This window comes from Proteiniclasticum ruminis DSM 24773 (genome assembly GCF_000701905.1).
Classification (GTDB): Bacteria; Bacillota; Clostridia; order Clostridiales; family Clostridiaceae; genus Proteiniclasticum; species Proteiniclasticum ruminis.
On the sequence record NZ_JNKC01000017.1, the window covers coordinates 1 to 15,748 of the forward strand.

Here is a 15,748-nt window from a genome sequence, read left to right on the forward strand (position 1 = left end):
GTCCCTATCCGTCGCGGGCGTAGGAAATTTGAAGGGAGCTGTCCTTAGTACGAGAGGACCGGGATGGACCAACCTCTGGTGCACCAGTTGTTCCGCCAGGAGCATAGCTGGGTAGCTAAGTTGGGACAGGATAAACGCTGAAAGCATCTAAGCGTGAAGCCTACCCTAAGATAAGATTTCCCATGACGTAAGTCAGTAAGATCCCTTGAAGAACACGAGGTTGATAGGTGAGAGGTGTAAGTGCAGTAATGTATTCAGCTTACTCATACTAATAGATCGAGGGCTTAATCAAAAAAAAGAACAACTTAAATTCTTTACAATCTCTGTATGTAGTTTTCAAAGAATATGGTATATAATAGTACTGTGTTCCGCGTTTTGGCTTCATAGCTCAGTCGGTAGAGCAGTAGACTGAAAATCTACGTGTCCTTGGTTCGATTCCGAGTGAAGCCACCATGGCGCCATAGCCAAGTGGTAAGGCAGAAGTCTGCAAAACTTTCACCCCCGGTTCAAATCCGGGTGGCGCCTCCATTAAAAAACTCCTGAATGAGAAAATCGTCCAGGAGTTTTTTTGTGTTTAAAAATAAGAATAGATAGTGTAAAGGAAGCTTGACATGAAAAACAAATAATAGTACTATTCATGTAAAGGAAGCTTTACAAAGGAGAAGAATATGAAAAACCGTCTTGAAGAATTGAGAAAAGAACGGGGATTACGGCAGGAAGAACTGGCAGAACTTCTTGAAGTCTCAAGACAGACCATCAGTTCCCTGGAAAATGGCAAGTACAATCCATCCATCTTATTGGCCTTTAAAATTGCAAAAATGTTCAACTGCAGTATTGAAGAAATCTTTATTTACGAGGAGGAAAAGAATGGAAAGTAAACTACGTTATAAATATACACTAATCTTTTTTTGGAGTTTAGTGGGATTTTTTATTGGGGGAAGTGTGTATGTGATCAATGGCGGAGACAACAATGTACTGGGATTTTTTGCAAAGGCAGTAGGCTTATTGATAGGCCATGCTGTATCGACCAAAATCATATTCAAACGAAATCCTAAACTAAAGTTATTGGATAAAAGACTATCGAATGATGAAAGAAACAGAAAAATTATTGCTGAAGCTTCTACATATAGTTTTTTAGGTACGTTAGTCCTCGTTATAGGAGTTATCCTGTTGGGAGAATTAAGAGGGGACTTCTATCTTTCATTTGGAGCTGCAATCTTTGGCGGAATCATGCTTCTTATGTATTACATAGTTTTCCGTGTGATATCAAAGCGGATGTAGCAGAAAGAATCATAGCAATCCAGGTCAAGAATATAAATGTAAATTAAGGTATCCTTTTAATAAGGAGGAAGTCATGGAACGATGGGATAAGATCAATGCTGTACAGAAAATGCAGGACTATGTGGAGACTCACTTGCATGAACCAATCACACTGAAGAATCTGGCAGATGCGGCTGGGTATTCACCTTGGCATGCTACGAAGATGTTTAAGGAGCTAATCGGAAAGACACCCTTTGAATACGTAAGAGCCCTAAGACTCAGCAAGGCTGCCATGGTACTTCGAGATGGTGGTGAAAGGGTAGTGGATGTGGCATTTGATTTTGTGTTTGATACCCATGAGGGATTCACCAGAGCATTTTCGAAGGAGTTTGGCATCTCTCCCAAAAGGTACAGTAAAGAGAAAAAACCGGTAAAGCTCTTTATGCCTACCAGGATCCGTGACTACTACCTGATGATTCAGAAAGGAGACCTAAAAATGGAGAAAGAACGAAAAGCCAGTACTGTGTTTGTGCAAGTGGTGGAAAGACCTGAAAGAAAGCTGATACTGCTAAGAGGCATCAAGGCAACTCATTATTTTGAGTATTGTGAAGAGGTAGGATGTGATGTGTGGGATATACTGTCATCCATCTCCGAAGCGCTTTATGAGCCAGCAGGATTCTGGATGCCAAAACACCTCATTGCAGAAGGAACTTCCCAGTATGTGCAGGGCGTCGAAGTCCCTTTGAACTATCAAGGGGAAGTCCCTGAGGGATTTGATGTCATAACTCTTCCTCCCTGTAAAATGATGATTTTCCAGGGAGAACCCTACGAAGATGAAAAGTTTGGGGAAGCCATTGAGGATCTTTGGAAAGTGATGAATGAGTATGATCCGAAGCTTTACGGATTTACTTATGCAGATGAAGATGGACCAAGGTTTCAATTGGAGCCACAGGGATTCAGAGGTTATATAGAAGGAAGGCCGGTGAGAAGCCTTCTGAAATAGAAGTAGAGATGAAAGAGCAGGTAAATCTTGCTTTTTCATCTTTTTTTTAACGGGGAGTTCCTCTGCGGGCTTACAAATGTATACAATAAACTGACTATCATGTTTATTTTGTATTTGCTGATAAGAAAAGATATAATATTTTTATAGCGTTTCAGGTGGTGAGAAGGGGTCATGGTAAATAGTACATTGGACTTTGATACGAATATACTTGTGAAGGCCATTCATGCGGCTACCTGGATTCTGAACCTTCAGACTGGAGAGCTGAGCATCAATGAGCGCTGGGCAGAGATGGTAGGATATACTCTGGAGGAACTGCAGCCGGTCAGCATCCTCACCTGGAATAGTCTTGCCCATCCTGAGGATGTAGAAAGATCCAAAGAAGAGTTTCAGCGCCTCCATCGAGGAGAAATCTCCAGATATCATCTGGAAATCCGTATGAAGCATAAAATGGGACACTGGGTCTATCTGCTAGACAGCGGGCAGATCGTGGAATTCGACAAAGAAAGGATGCCTCTCATTGCCATGGGTGTTCATATGGACATCACAGAATCGAAGCTTCTTCAGCTAAAGCTGGAAGCCCGTGAAAGACTCTTGAGCCAGATTATGGAAAACACCAAAGATATTATCTATAAAATGGATTTAAAGGGCAATCTAACCTTTTTATCCAATGCTTGGGAAGGACTGCTTGGGTATTCTTTAGAGGAGTCCATCGGCACTTCTGTAGAATCTTATATTCATCCTGAGGATAAAAAGCTGCTTCTGGAGTTTTTGACGAAGGTCCAATACAGCAAAGACCATGAGTCTTTGTCGGATTATCGCTTTAGAAGAGCTGATGGAACATACTGCGTTTTTGAAACCAATGCATCTCCTATACTAGAGAATGGAGAGATTGTTGGAATTGCAGGTGTTGCGAGAGATATATCTATATTCATCAAAAAACAGCAAGAGATTGAGTTTCTCAGCTACAGAGACCAGCTGACAAAGCTTTTCAACAGACATTATCTGGAAAAAGTGAGAGATGAGGTGAAAGCTGAGAAGAACCATCCACTGGGAATCATCACCATGGATATGAATGATCTGAAGTTGGTGAATGACACCTATGGACATGATGAGGGAGATCGCCTGCTTGTGAAGGTCTCTGATATTTTCAGACATGTTTTTCCAGCGGACTCACTGATTTTCAGGATGGGTGGCGACGAGTTCATGGTGGTCCTTCCTCTGATTGAAGAAGAGATCCTGAAGCAGATGAAGGAAAGACTGGAAGAGCTTCTGGATGAATACGGGAAAGAAGCTTATCCCGTCACCATAGCTCTGGGATATTTTATTTCACATGATCCACAGGAAGATTTGTTTGATGCATTAAAAAAAGCTGATGCATATATGTATGAGGATAAAAGGATTTATAAAAGCCGAAAATGCAGGAAGTCTTCTTGAGTGAGGACTTCTTTTGCTTATAAAGAATGCTTTCGGAGATCTATGGTATAATCAAAAAAAAGTTATTGTTTAAAGGAGTGTTTGTTTTGACGCGTCGTTATGATTTTGAAACAGTGGTTAACCGTTTTGATATTGGTTCATACAAGTATGACCAGATGATCAAATGGAATAAAATGGCAGAGGAAAAGAAAATAATTCCTCTTTCTGTGGCGGATATGGAGTTCAAGACCCCTCCCGCCATTGTGGATGCCTTGAAGACATATGTGGAGGAGCATATTCTAGGGTACACAGGTCCTACAAAAAAGTACAATGATTCTGTAATATCCTGGATGAAGCGCCGCCATAACTGGGAGATCAGAGAAAAGTCCATCGTTGGGACTCCAGGTGTAGTGGGTGCCTTTTATATGGCTGTTTCGGCTTTTACCCAACCAGAGGATGGAGTCATTGTACTGTCACCTGTCTACTACCCCTTCTACAGTGCAGTGGAGAAGAATGGCAGAACCCTTGTGAAGAGTTCGCTGAAGGATGTGGAAGGAAGGTATAGAATCGATTATGAGGATCTGAGAGAAAAGGCGCGGGATCCAAGAAATACCATGCTTCTTTTCTGCAGTCCCCATAATCCGGTGGGAAGGGTCTGGGAAAAAGAAGAGCTGGAAAAAGTAGCGGAAATCTGTGAAGAGAACAATATTCTCGTGGTTTCAGATGAAATCCATTTTGACCTTATTATGCCCGGGCATCATCATACAGTCTTCGCCTCATTGAGTGATTGGACCAGAGAGAACACCATCACATTGACCGCCCCTAGTAAAACATTCAATCTTGCCGGTATGCACACCTCCAATGTCATCATTTGCAATGGAGAGTATCGGAAGAGATTTCTCGAGGAAATGTCCAAGACAGCGGTGATGAATCTGAATGCTCTAGGATATGTGGCCTGCAGGGCTGCTTATGATGAATCTGAGGACTGGCTGGACGAAGTCATTGAGGTGATTTATGAGAACCACCTTCTGGTAAAAGAGCATATGGCAAAACATCACCCTCAGGTTAAGGTCTACGATCTCGAGGGCACATATCTTCAGTGGCTCGATCTGAGATCCCTTGGTCTGTCCAAAGATCAGCTGGAGAAGCTTCTTCATAATGAAGCCTTGGTATTTCTTGATGAAGGATACTTTTTTGGAGAAGAAGGGGAGGGCTTTGAGAGAATCAATATTGCCTGTCCCAAACATGTGCTGAAGGAAGCATTGGACAGAATGACAGAAGCAATGAACACTATAAAAATATAATTATGAAAAGACTGGATGATGAAACCGATTCCTTCTGAGAGAGCGGCCATCCGGTCTTTTTTTATCCTGACTGTTTCCGTGTGTAGGGGTGAGAATAAGAGATAATGAGAGCAAAATGAAGATTCATGAGAGCATTAGCATAAGAAACGACCTGGCCATCTAATAACGTGATATGCAAGGGATTTCAGCCTCCGGATGTGGTCGCTTTTATTGTAGAACACTGTATAATAACTAATGTGATTGAGCGCTTAAGACTGAGTTAAGAATACGAGCGCCTGGAGGAATTATAAAGTTATGGGTTGTATATACAACGAAAAGGTAGAAAGAAATATTGCACCGCTCCTGATCCTTCTTATGGTATTTGGGCTGTCCCTTCTATCTGTATCTTATTATGTGAGTGAAATGGGATGGGACCGTGAGGTTTCTACGATACTGGATCTTTTTCTGACTTTGGTGTTTCTTCTTGCTGGCTACTCGGTGATTTTGAAAGGGAGAGAAACCTACAGATACAGCATCATTGGAGATGAACTCATCATTCACCGCATGACCGGTGAGAAGAACGAACTGGTGGCTAAAGTGAAGCTTCATGAAATCAAGAAGCTCCATGTGAAAAGTCATAAAACCAATCTTATGGGGATGATCCGCAAAAACTACTGTAAAAATGTTGTCCGCAAGGGCTGCTTATGTGAGTATCAGGCGGAGGGAGGATCCAAGTCCTTCTACTTCAGCCCAAGCCCATCTATGCTGAATAAAATTCAAACTGGACTTCAGGCATCATAGCGATATGGTGTCTTTTTTCATGGCTTCTTTCTGCGGATACCGCTATAATAAATACGTGAGTAAATAATATAAAAGAAGAAGGAAGAGAAAATGAAAGGTAAACTGATTGTCATCGAGGGTGTGGACGGCTCAGGAAAGCAGACCCAGTCGGAGAAGCTGTACAGGACCCTCCTCAATAAAGGGCTTAAAGTAATGAAAGTGGATTTTCCAGATTACCAGTCTGAAAGCTCATCATTGGTAAAAATGTATCTTCGGGGAGATTTTGGAAAGAATCCGGAAGATGTGTCTGCTTATGTGGCTTCGAGTTTTTTTGCTGCAGACCGCTATGCATCCTATACAACCAAATGGAAAAGCTTTTATGAGTCCGGAGGGGTTGTCATCGCAGACCGCTACACCACAGCCAATATGGTTCATCAGGCATCGAAGATTGATGATATGGAAGAGAGAGATGCGTTTCTTTCCTGGCTTTACCAGCTGGAATTTGAGATGTATAAAATCCCGATTCCGGATCTGGTGTTCTTTCTGGATGTTCCGCCAGAAGTGACCATGGAAATGACCAAAGAAAGAAAGAACAAGATTACGGGTGAAAGCGAGAAAGACATCCACGAAGCAGATATCAGGCATCTGGAGACAAGCTACCGGAATGCTCATTATGTAGCAGATAAGTATGGATGGACAAAGGTCAGCTGTGTGGAGGGGAATGTTCTTCGCAGCAAGGAGGATATATTCAGAGATATTTATCTTGCTGCAGTGGGCAAGCTCTAGTCTGCGTTTCATTTTCAACGTATTTATAGTATAATGAAATGTAACAATTGGAGGTGTTCAATATGAAACTGATTATTGCAATTGTCAATGATGAAGATGCCATTGATGTCATTGATCTGTTAAATGAAAAAGGGTATAGAGTAACAAAGCTTGCAACCACAGGTGGTTTTCTCAAATCTGGAAATACCACACTTATGATCGGTATAGAAGCGGATAAGGTGGATGCGGTGCTTGGCGTTATCGAAGAAACCTGTAAAACCAGACATCAGGTGGTTACCAATCCATCACCTCTATCCACCACAACAGGTGTCTATGTGCCATATCCTGTGGATATCGAAGTAGGCGGAGCAACAATTTTTGTGCTCGATGTGGATAATTTCATCAAGATTTAAAGAAGCGGAGGGTATTGATTTTGATTGGATTTTTTAAACTTAGAGAGAGGTTTCTAAAAGCCATTAAAAATGATACCCTTTCTCATGCCCATATTTTGGCTGGCCCAGATGGAATCGGGAAATCTCTCCTGGCAGAAACAGTGGCCAGAGAAATCCTAGGTTTTGGCAACAGGGATTCGGTGGATATTGTCAGGGTCCGCCCAGAGAAATCCATCATCACCGTAAATCAAGTGCGGGAGGTTGTCCTGGAAGCATCACTGAAACCTTATGAGGGATACAAGAAAGTCATCATTTTCTATGAAGCGGACAGAATTGGACAGGAAGCTCAGAATGCTCTTCTGAAGACTATTGAGGAGCCTATGCCCGGTGTCTTTTTCTTTCTTCTGGCAGAAAATGAGATGTTTATGGCAGAAACCATAAGATCCAGATGTCATCTGCATAAGCTGCTTCCTATGGATGATGCGGAGATGGACGCATTCCTCACAGAATATATTCCCTCCTTCAATGAAAAGGAGAAGAAACGATTTGAGGAAGAGAGCCTGAAACTCTCCCTGTCAGGGAAGAGTGGAAAGGTGGATCCACGAAGAAGTCTTACGCTCACAGAAGAAGAGAAAAAGAAAGTCATCTCCTGTGCTCGAGGAATTCCCGGAAAAGCCGAAGAAATTGTTCTGGCTGGATTACGGGATGAAGGACTCAGTCAGAGTTTTCTTTTACTGAGAAAGCTTTCAGACCGGAAAAAGATACGGACACCCAGCTATCATGAAGTGCTTGCAGCGCTGGAGACTTTCAAAGACATGGACTTGATCCAGGTCTTTGATGATTTCATTTATGCAGTAAACGCCATCCTTAAGAAGAAGTCCCTGGATGAGGAAGCGCTCCTTCTGGACTCTTTAAAAGGAGAAGTGGAATCTCTCTCCACGGATCTGACCTTCAGGACATTGGAAAAGTATCTTGAAGTATTCTATGAACTGAGAAAATACATTGGATTAGGTGTCAATATCAACAAAGAAACCGTCTTAAGCAGTTTGCTTTTGAAATTAGCGGAGGTTTAAACAGTATATGATAAAAGTAATAGGGGTGCGGTTCAAGAAAGCCGGGAAGATTTATTATTTTGACCCGCTTCAGTATACCGTAGAAAAAGACTCTGCGGTAATTGTAGAAACAGCCAGAGGCATTGAGTTTGGTCAGTGTGTTGTTGGCATCAGGGAAATCAGCGAGAAGGAGATTTTCTCTCCGCTTAAACCCGTCATCCGTGTGGCAACAGAAGAGGACATCAGGAAGCATTTGGGCAATCGGGATAAGGAAAAGGAAGCTTTTTCTGTATGTGAGAAAAAAATCGTGGACCATAAGCTTCAGATGAAGCTTGTGGACGTGGAATATACATTTGATGGTTCAAAAATTATTTTTTACTTCACTGCTGACGGCAGAATAGATTTCAGAGAGCTTGTAAAAGACCTGGCCACCATCTTCAGAACGAGAATTGAGCTGCGTCAGATCGGAGTAAGGGATGAGGCCAAGATGCTTGGTGGTATCGGTATGTGTGGAAGAAGCCTCTGCTGCTCCACCTGGCTGGGAGATTTCAACTCTGTATCCATCAAGATGGCTAAAGAACAGAATCTATCTCTGAATCCAACAAAGATTTCTGGTATCTGCGGCAGACTCATGTGCTGCCTGAGCTACGAACAGGAAGCTTATGAGGAAATCCGCCAGCGCCTTCCGAAGGTCGGATCTTATGTGAAGACCCCGAAGGGAAAAGGGGATGTCATCGGGAACAATGTGGTGAAGGAATCTGTAAATGTCAGAATCAATCTGCAGGATGAGGAAATCATTGAAAGCTTCCCCATCGCAGAGGTGACCCTTCTAAAGGGAGAGTATGAAAATCCAAAGGAAGAAGTGGTGCCGGAACCAGATGAGGAAGAGTATGTGGAACTGACAGCCAATGCAAAGATTCCAAAAGAGAAAATCAGAAAGAAAGAACGGTAAAGACGGAAGGTAACGCCCTATGTGATAGGTGTGTTGCCTTTTGTATTTTTTTAAGGATAATTCGATAAAGTGAATGTAGGCTTTCAAGATTTGTTCATAACTATATGAAATAATGATGGGGAAGAAATATGAAAGATGGATTTCTATGCTTTCTTTTGTGAATTAAATTTGATATAATTTAATTGTACGAACTAGTAATAGTACAATGAAACGGAGGTGGGATCATGTCGATGGATAGTTTTTTTGGGTCTCTGTTTGACATGGTGGAGAGCAGTAAGATGGAAATAGACCGCTGTCCGAAATGCCATATTACTTTTCAGGATTTCCAGAGAAGTGGGTTATTAGGATGCAGTTATTGTTACGAGCATTTTTCAAAATCATTGATCCCCACCATCAAAAGAGTTCAGGGTGGACTTCTGCACACAGGGAAGATACCGAAGAATGCTTCCCAGGAAGTGGTCAGCCGGAGGAAAGTGGATGAACTGAAGCTCCGTCTGAAGGAACTCATACAGGAAGAGAATTTTGAAGAGGCAGCAAAGGTTCGGGATGAGATTCAGGAACTGAAAAAGATATTTGAGGCAGGTGAGGAAGATGCTACCTAAAGAATCCCTTGTGTTAAGAAGCAGAGTACGCCTAGCTAGAAATCTGAAGCTGTTGCCTTTCCCTCACAGACTGGAGAGTGAACGGGCCAGGATGCTGGTGAAAGCGGTAGAAGAGGCTTTTTATGTGAGTAAAGCCATGGAAGAAAATTATAGCACCCATCGTATGTGGGAACTTGGCAGAACAGAGCTTCTGGTGGCTTTTGAAAAACATCTGGTCAGTGCGAAGCTCATCAACAACAGTGATATTTCTGCTTATATTATAGATAAAGAAGAAGATGTCAGCCTCATGATCAATGAGGAGGACCATATCAGGCTCCAGGTCATGGGCAGAGATCTGAATCTGTCCGCACTTTATGAAAAGGCGTCAAAGATTGATGATCTTCTCAGTGAGAAACTGAATTTTGCCTTTGATTATAATCTGGGTTATATCACAGCATGTCCTACAAATCTCGGTACAGCCATGCGAGCATCTGTGATGCTTCATCTGCCGGGGTTCACCCTGACAGACCGCATAGGATATGTGTCCCAGGCGCTGGCGCAGATGGGCATGACCATCCGTGGTATTTATGGAGAGGGTTCCCAGGCGGAAGGGAATATCTATCAGATTTCCAATGAGGTGACTTTGGGTGTGAAGGAAGAGGATATCCTCTATAACCTGACAGACACCATTGACAAGCTTTTGGATGAAGAACAGGACCATCAAAGAAAGCTTCTCAACGAGTTCTCTTTGGAAATGGAAGATAAGATTTACAGGAGTCTTGGGACACTTATGAACGCAAGACTTATGACATCCAAAGAAGCACTGTATCACTTGTCTCTTGTCCGTATGGGTGTAGAGACTGAGCTGCTGAAAGAGGTGGATATGGAGCTTATAGATTCTCTCATCATCAATACTCAGCCGGGTATGATGAAGAAATCATATGGAATTGAGCTCAATGAAAAAGAACGTGACATCAACAGAGCGAAAATCATTCGCAGTATATTTTAGAGTTAGAGGAGGAAGCGTTTAGAATGTTTGAACGGTTTACAGAACGGGCAAAAGCAACCCTGATGCATGCGCAAAAAGAATCTCAGCGATTGCAGCATGGGTATATCGGAACAGAACATATTTTATTTGGGATTGCCAGCGTCGAAGGCGCAGGAAGCAATCTTCTTCATGAAGCGGGGCTGACAAAGGAAGTGATTCAGTCCATGATTGAAGAAACCTTAGGTACAGGAAATGGGATGTTTACAGGTTCAGGTCAGTTTGCGCTGACACCGAGAACCAAGCGTCTTTTGGACAACAGCTTTAAAGAAGCAAGAAACCTAGGGCAGAACTACATCAGTCCGGAGCATATGCTTCTGGCGATTCTTTCTGAAGAGGAGGGGGTTGCCTACTCTATGATCGAGAGTCAGGGCATAGATATCACAAAGCTGAAGAACGAGATTGTTAAAAGCTTCAGCAATCAAAATCAGAGTCAGGAACCTGAAACAAGAGGCCAGGACCGGGCAGAGACAAAAGCGCTGGACCAGTTCGGCAAGGACCTGACGGAAATGGCAAGGGATGGGAAGCTGGACCCTGTCATTGGAAGAGGAGACGAAACAGAGAGAATTCTTGAAATACTTTCCAGAAGAACCAAAAACAATCCTGTGCTCATCGGAGACCCGGGTGTTGGTAAGACGGCCATTGCGGAGGGTCTTGCCCAGAGGATTGTGAAAGGAAATATTCCAGAGCTTCTGAAGGACAAGAGAGTGGTTTCTCTTGATATTTCTCAAATGCTCGCTGGTGCAAAGTACCGTGGTGAGTTTGAGGAAAGACTGAAAAATGTCCTCAATGAAATCAAAAGTGCTAAAAATGTCATTCTCTTCATTGACGAGATCCATACCATCATCGGTGCAGGAGGTGCAGAAGGAGCCATAGATGCGGCAAATATTCTGAAGCCGGCTCTTGCCAGAGGAGAAATCCAGGCCATTGGTGCCACAACTATCGATGAGTACAGAAAACACTTTGAAAAAGACAGTGCACTAGAAAGAAGATTTCAGCCGGTTCATGTGGGAGAGCCCACTAAAGAAGAGGCCAAGCTGATTTTGAAAGGGCTCCGGGACAAGTATGAGGCGCATCATAGAATCAAGATCACCGATGAAGCTCTGGACGCTGCGGTAGAGCTTTCAGACCGCTATATCACCGACAGATTCCTGCCGGACAAGGCCATCGACCTCATGGATGAGGCTGCGGCAAAAGTGAGAATCCAAAACCTCACAGCACCGCCTGATATCAAGAAGATCGAGGAAGAGCTGAAGAACATCAAGAAAGAAAAGGAAGAGTCCGTTTCTCTGCAGGACTATGAGAAAGCAGCAAAACTCAGAGACAAAGAAAATGAAGTGAGAAAGACCCTGGAAGACACCAAGAACAAGTGGAAGACTGGAGCTATTGGCAGTGCTGACCTGGTAGTCGGAGAAGAGGATATCGCTCAGGTGGTATCCAGATGGACTAAGGTGCCTGTGAAGAAGCTTACAGAAAGTGAATCAGATAAGCTGCTCAATCTGGAGAAGATCCTTCATGAACGTGTTATTGGCCAGGAAGAAGCGGTAAGCTCCATTGCAAGAGCCGTGAGACGTGCAAGAGTAGGGCTGAAAGATCCAAACAGACCCATTGGTTCCTTTATTTTCCTTGGACCTACCGGTGTGGGTAAGACAGAACTTTCCAAAGCTCTGGCAGTTGCCATGTTTGGTTCAGAGAAGTCCATGATCCGCATAGATATGTCAGAGTATATGGAAAAGCATACGGTCTCAAGACTCATCGGATCCCCACCAGGATATGTGGGTTATGATGAGGGAGGCCAGCTGACAGAAGCGGTAAGAAGAAACCCTTATTCCGTGGTGCTCTTTGATGAAATCGAAAAAGCCCATCCGGATGTATTCAACGTGCTGCTGCAGATTCTGGAAGATGGAAGACTCACCGATGGAAAAGGCAAAACAGTAAACTTTAAAAACACCATCATCATCATGACCTCCAATGTAGGCGCATCCACCATCAAGAAGCAGAAGACAGTAGGATTCAGTATCGCTCAGGATGCCACAGCGGAAGAGTATGAACGCATGAAGGAAAACATCATGGAAGAGCTGAAGCGTTCCTTCAGACCGGAGTTTATCAATAGAATCGATGACATTATTGTCTTCCACAGCCTCACCAGCGACGATCTGGACAAGATTACAAGGCTGATGCTGGACGAAGTAAGCAAGAGGATCGCAGAGAGAGAAATCTATCTTTCATTCTCTGATGAGACCACTGCGTTTATGACAAAGAGCGGATTTGATACAGCCTATGGAGCAAGACCGCTGAGAAGAGCCATCACAAAAGAACTGGAAGATACACTTTCAGAGGAAATGCTGAAGGGGATCATCCAGAAGGGCGACGAGGTGCTCGTCAATGTGGAGGATGGAAAGCTCGTCTTCAAGAAAACAGGAGCTCGGGAGGTTCGGGTAGAAAAGAGAACTGGAATCAACCGTGAGATGGAAGAAGAAGTAGAAAAGAATGAGGAATCGGAAAACAAGTAATGAGTTCTCAAGAATCTTTTTCAGAGTTTTCATGGGACTTTCATGAAGTATTAAGTTTCATAAGATAGAATGAACCCATAATCAGGATAGATAACAGATCGACTGATTATGGGTTATTTTTTTAGTGTGAGGAAGAAATATGGCAAAGACAAAAGCAAAAACACAATATGTATGCCAAAACTGCGGATCCCTATCCGCAAAATGGCTTGGAAAATGTCCGGACTGCCTTGAGTGGAATACTTTTCAGGAGGAAGCTGTGCTTCCAAAGCAGACTAGGGTGGAAGGGATTTCCAGCCAGAGTGCACCCAAACCCATCACTCAGATTCTGTCTGGAGATAAGGAGCGCTTTGACACAGGTATTTCAGAGCTGAACCGGGTTCTGGGAGGAGGCCTTGTGAAAGGTTCACTGACGCTGATTTCCGGCGATCCGGGAATTGGAAAATCGACGCTTCTTCTGCAGTGCGCCCATGAAATCGCGAAGCGGTATGGAACAGTGCTTTATGTTTCAGGAGAGGAATCTGAGGAACAGATCAAGATTCGGGGAGACAGGCTTTCAGCCACTGCTGAGAAGCTTTTTATCGTTTCCGAGACATCCATGGAAGTCATTGAAGGGCACATCAGGGACCTGAAACCTGCTTTTGTGATCATTGACTCCATTCAGACCGTATATACAGAGAAGGTGACATCGGCACCAGGGTCTGTTTCCCAGGTGCGGGAATGTGCCAATTCACTTATGAGGATCGGAAAGCTCATGGGCATTCCTCTTTTCATTGTGGCGCATGTGACCAAGCAGGGAGAGCTTGCGGGCCCGAGGGTTCTGGAGCATATGGTGGATTCTGTTCTATATTTCGAAGGAGAAAGAACAGAAGAAATAAGAGTTCTCCGTACCATGAAGAACCGTTTCGGCACCACGTCTGAAATAGGCGTATTTGAGATGGCTGCGGAAGGTCTTGTGGAGGTGTATGATCCTTCGCGGATTTTTTTGGAGGATCACAGAGGAGCTAAAGAAGGATCCATGGTCATCGGAATCATGGAAGGCACAAGGCCTCTTCTTGTCCAGGTACAGTCACTTGTGGCGGAAACCAAGGCTGTGATGCCAAGAAGGTCCGCACTGGGAATTGAAATTCCAAGACTGAACATGATCCTTGCGGTGCTGGAGAAGAAGCTGAAGATTCCATTTTATGCCAGTGATGTATATGTCAATGTGGTGGGCGGACTCAGTGTGGAGGGAACTTCTCAGGATCTGGGACTTGCACTATCACTGGTTTCCAGCGCCAAAGGACGTGATATCAAATACGACAGGCTCATGGCCATAGGGGAGATAGGACTGACGGGAGAGATCCGTCCAGTAAATCATGTGGAAAGGCTTATTGGTGAAGGGGTAAAAATGGGATTTGAGTATTTTATGATTCCTTCCCGGAACATGGAAAAGATCAAAATGAAGAACATTCATCTGATCCCTGTGGACACTTTGAAAGAAGCTGTGAATAAAATATTCTAAGATTGTTTTTTTGTGTAAAAGTTAAGAAAAAATGATTATAATGAAACTATCCATTTGGTTCCAGTGGGATTTTCATGATGGAACATATTATTTTGAAGGAGGTGCAGATGTGATTAGAAATTTAGTAAGAGGAATTGTTACGTTAGTGGGAGCTGTGTTAGGCTATGCAATAGCTACAGGGATATTACTCATTCCATATCTGGATAATTTGAGTTTTACGAAAGGTCTTCCTTTCACCATCGGTCTTTTTGCAGTAACCATTCTTTTATTCGCACTTATTTTTTTCTTATTATCATCTTCCATTTACAAACTGCTGATTAAGACCAACAAGATCATCGAAAAAAACCTCTCCGGGATGTCTGTCACAGAGATTCTTTTTGGAGCGGTAGGTGCCATTATTTTCCTTGTGATCACTTTTTTCCTCACCATGCCCATCGCCAATGCCTGGCCGGGATTGGGGGGACTTGTGACGGTGCTTCTCAACATTGCGGCAGCGATGCTGGGTGCAAATATTGCCCTCAAGAAAAAAGAGGAAATACTGAATTTCTTCAGTGGTCTCAGGGTAAAGGGACATACACCAAAAGAGAAGGTGGAAAAGCAGGTGCTGACGGGTACACCAAAAGTGCTGGATACTTCTGTCATCATTGACGGCAGAATCTATGATATCTGTAAGACTGGATTTGTGGAAGGAAAGCTCATCATTCCATTTTATGTGCTGGAGGAGCTGAGACACATTGCGGATTCCTCTGATTCTCTCAAAAGAAACAGAGGCCGCAGAGGTCTGGATATTCTGAATAAAATACAGAATGAGCTGGACATTGAAGTGGAGATCTGGGAGAAAGACTACAAGGACATTCAGGAAGTGGATTCAAAGCTTCTGAAACTTGCTACAGAAATCAAAGGCCAGGTGGTCACAAATGACTATAATCTCAATAAAGTGGCCGAATTCCAGAGGGTTCCGGTGCTGAATATCAATGAGCTGGCAAATGCTGTAAAACCAATGCTCCTTCCGGGAGAGGAGATGAGTCTTCTCATCTCAAAGGTTGGTAAAGAGCAGAACCAGGGCATTGGTTATCTGGATGACGGGACCATGATTGTTGTGGAAGACGGGAAGAAGTATGTTGGGGAGACACTCTTTGTAATTGTCACTTCAGTTCTTCAGACGGCTGCAGGGCGAATGATTTTTGCAAAGCCCAAGGTGGACTAGG

General features: G+C 43.5%; 15 protein-coding genes, 2 tRNA genes and 1 rRNA gene. All 18 read left to right on the forward strand.

Features of this window, described 5'->3' with window-relative positions; genetic code table 11:
• A 23S ribosomal RNA gene (locus tag T487_RS0112655) occupies positions 1-292 on the forward strand; the annotation flags it as partial.
• 85 nt (positions 293-377) lie between these two features.
• Positions 378-453: transfer RNA gene (locus T487_RS0112660), tRNA-Phe, on the forward strand.
• A gap of 1 nt (position 454) precedes the next feature.
• Positions 455-528, forward strand: a tRNA-Cys gene (locus T487_RS0112665).
• Positions 529-668: 140 nt separating this feature from the next.
• Complete coding sequence (locus T487_RS0112670) at positions 669-878, forward strand: helix-turn-helix transcriptional regulator (RefSeq protein ID WP_031577492.1); 210 nt, start codon at positions 669-671, stop codon at positions 876-878.
• Complete coding sequence (locus tag T487_RS0112675; RefSeq protein ID WP_031577493.1) at positions 868-1,281, forward strand: hypothetical protein; 414 nt, start codon at positions 868-870, stop codon at positions 1,279-1,281. Before T487_RS0112670 ends, T487_RS0112675 begins: the two co-directional genes overlap by 11 nt.
• Before the next feature lie 73 nt (positions 1,282-1,354).
• Positions 1,355-2,263 (forward strand): AraC family transcriptional regulator, encoded by a 909-nt coding sequence (locus T487_RS0112680; protein WP_031577495.1) that lies wholly within the window; start codon positions 1,355-1,357, stop codon positions 2,261-2,263.
• Positions 2,264-2,434: 171 nt separating this feature from the next.
• Positions 2,435-3,697, forward strand: a complete 1,263-nt coding sequence (locus T487_RS0112685) for a sensor domain-containing diguanylate cyclase (RefSeq protein WP_031577496.1) — start codon at positions 2,435-2,437, stop codon at positions 3,695-3,697.
• Between the two features lie 86 nt (positions 3,698-3,783).
• Positions 3,784-4,980, forward strand: a complete 1,197-nt coding sequence (locus T487_RS0112690; RefSeq protein ID WP_031577497.1) for a MalY/PatB family protein — start codon at positions 3,784-3,786, stop codon at positions 4,978-4,980.
• A gap of 294 nt (positions 4,981-5,274) precedes the next feature.
• Positions 5,275-5,760, forward strand: coding sequence for a hypothetical protein (locus tag T487_RS0112695; RefSeq protein ID WP_031577498.1), 486 nt, complete (start codon positions 5,275-5,277; stop codon positions 5,758-5,760).
• Between the two features lie 90 nt (positions 5,761-5,850).
• Entirely contained in the window at positions 5,851-6,525 is a 675-nt protein-coding gene (locus tag T487_RS0112700; RefSeq protein WP_031577499.1) for a dTMP kinase, read from the forward strand.
• A gap of 62 nt (positions 6,526-6,587) precedes the next feature.
• Positions 6,588-6,917 carry a cyclic-di-AMP receptor gene (locus tag T487_RS0112705; protein WP_031577500.1) on the forward strand — a complete coding sequence of 110 codons (330 nt, stop codon included), beginning with the start codon at positions 6,588-6,590 and terminating at the stop codon, positions 6,915-6,917.
• A gap of 20 nt (positions 6,918-6,937) precedes the next feature.
• Positions 6,938-7,969, forward strand: a complete 1,032-nt coding sequence (locus T487_RS16065; protein ID WP_051651717.1) for an AAA family ATPase — start codon at positions 6,938-6,940, stop codon at positions 7,967-7,969.
• Between the two features lie 7 nt (positions 7,970-7,976).
• Positions 7,977-8,900 (forward strand): PSP1 domain-containing protein, encoded by a 924-nt coding sequence (locus T487_RS0112715; RefSeq protein WP_031577502.1) that lies wholly within the window; start codon positions 7,977-7,979, stop codon positions 8,898-8,900.
• 230 nt (positions 8,901-9,130) lie between these two features.
• Positions 9,131-9,502, forward strand: a complete 372-nt coding sequence (locus tag T487_RS15560; RefSeq protein WP_162178261.1) for a UvrB/UvrC motif-containing protein — start codon at positions 9,131-9,133, stop codon at positions 9,500-9,502.
• Positions 9,492-10,490 carry a protein arginine kinase gene (locus tag T487_RS0112725; RefSeq protein WP_036909513.1) on the forward strand — a complete coding sequence of 333 codons (999 nt, stop codon included), beginning with the start codon at positions 9,492-9,494 and terminating at the stop codon, positions 10,488-10,490. Before T487_RS15560 ends, T487_RS0112725 begins: the two co-directional genes overlap by 11 nt.
• 23 nt (positions 10,491-10,513) lie before the next feature.
• A complete protein-coding gene (locus T487_RS0112730) occupies positions 10,514-13,039 on the forward strand; it encodes an ATP-dependent Clp protease ATP-binding subunit (protein ID WP_074542676.1) in 2,526 nt (841 codons plus the stop codon).
• 139 nt (positions 13,040-13,178) lie between these two features.
• Positions 13,179-14,540: a DNA repair protein RadA gene (gene radA / locus T487_RS0112735; RefSeq protein ID WP_031577507.1), complete on the forward strand. Its 1,362-nt coding sequence runs from the start codon at positions 13,179-13,181 to the stop codon at positions 14,538-14,540.
• Positions 14,541-14,649: 109 nt separating this feature from the next.
• A complete protein-coding gene (locus T487_RS0112740; protein ID WP_031577508.1) occupies positions 14,650-15,747 on the forward strand; it encodes a PIN/TRAM domain-containing protein in 1,098 nt (365 codons plus the stop codon).
• Position 15,748: the final 1 nt, after the last annotated feature.

Excerpts from the sequence above, each read along its gene's own strand:
- T487_RS0112700 (WP_031577499.1), top strand. The coding sequence starts at position 5,851 with ATGAAAGGTAAACTGATTGTCATCGAGGGTGTGGACGGCTCAGGAAAG.
- T487_RS0112680 (WP_031577495.1), top strand. The coding sequence starts at position 1,355 with ATGGAACGATGGGATAAGATCAATGCTGTACAGAAAATGCAGGACTAT.
- T487_RS0112705 (WP_031577500.1), top strand. The coding sequence starts at position 6,588 with ATGAAACTGATTATTGCAATTGTCAATGATGAAGATGCCATTGATGTC.
- T487_RS0112730 (WP_074542676.1), top strand. The coding sequence starts at position 10,514 with ATGTTTGAACGGTTTACAGAACGGGCAAAAGCAACCCTGATGCATGCG.
- T487_RS0112715 (WP_031577502.1), top strand. The coding sequence starts at position 7,977 with ATGATAAAAGTAATAGGGGTGCGGTTCAAGAAAGCCGGGAAGATTTAT.
- T487_RS0112695 (WP_031577498.1), top strand. The coding sequence starts at position 5,275 with ATGGGTTGTATATACAACGAAAAGGTAGAAAGAAATATTGCACCGCTC.
- T487_RS0112675 (WP_031577493.1), top strand. The coding sequence starts at position 868 with ATGGAAAGTAAACTACGTTATAAATATACACTAATCTTTTTTTGGAGT.
- T487_RS15560 (WP_162178261.1), top strand. The coding sequence starts at position 9,131 with ATGGATAGTTTTTTTGGGTCTCTGTTTGACATGGTGGAGAGCAGTAAG.
- T487_RS0112670 (WP_031577492.1), top strand. The coding sequence starts at position 669 with ATGAAAAACCGTCTTGAAGAATTGAGAAAAGAACGGGGATTACGGCAG.
- radA (WP_031577507.1), top strand. The coding sequence starts at position 13,179 with ATGGCAAAGACAAAAGCAAAAACACAATATGTATGCCAAAACTGCGGA.
- T487_RS0112725 (WP_036909513.1), top strand. The coding sequence starts at position 9,492 with ATGCTACCTAAAGAATCCCTTGTGTTAAGAAGCAGAGTACGCCTAGCT.
- T487_RS0112685 (WP_031577496.1), top strand. The coding sequence starts at position 2,435 with ATGGTAAATAGTACATTGGACTTTGATACGAATATACTTGTGAAGGCC.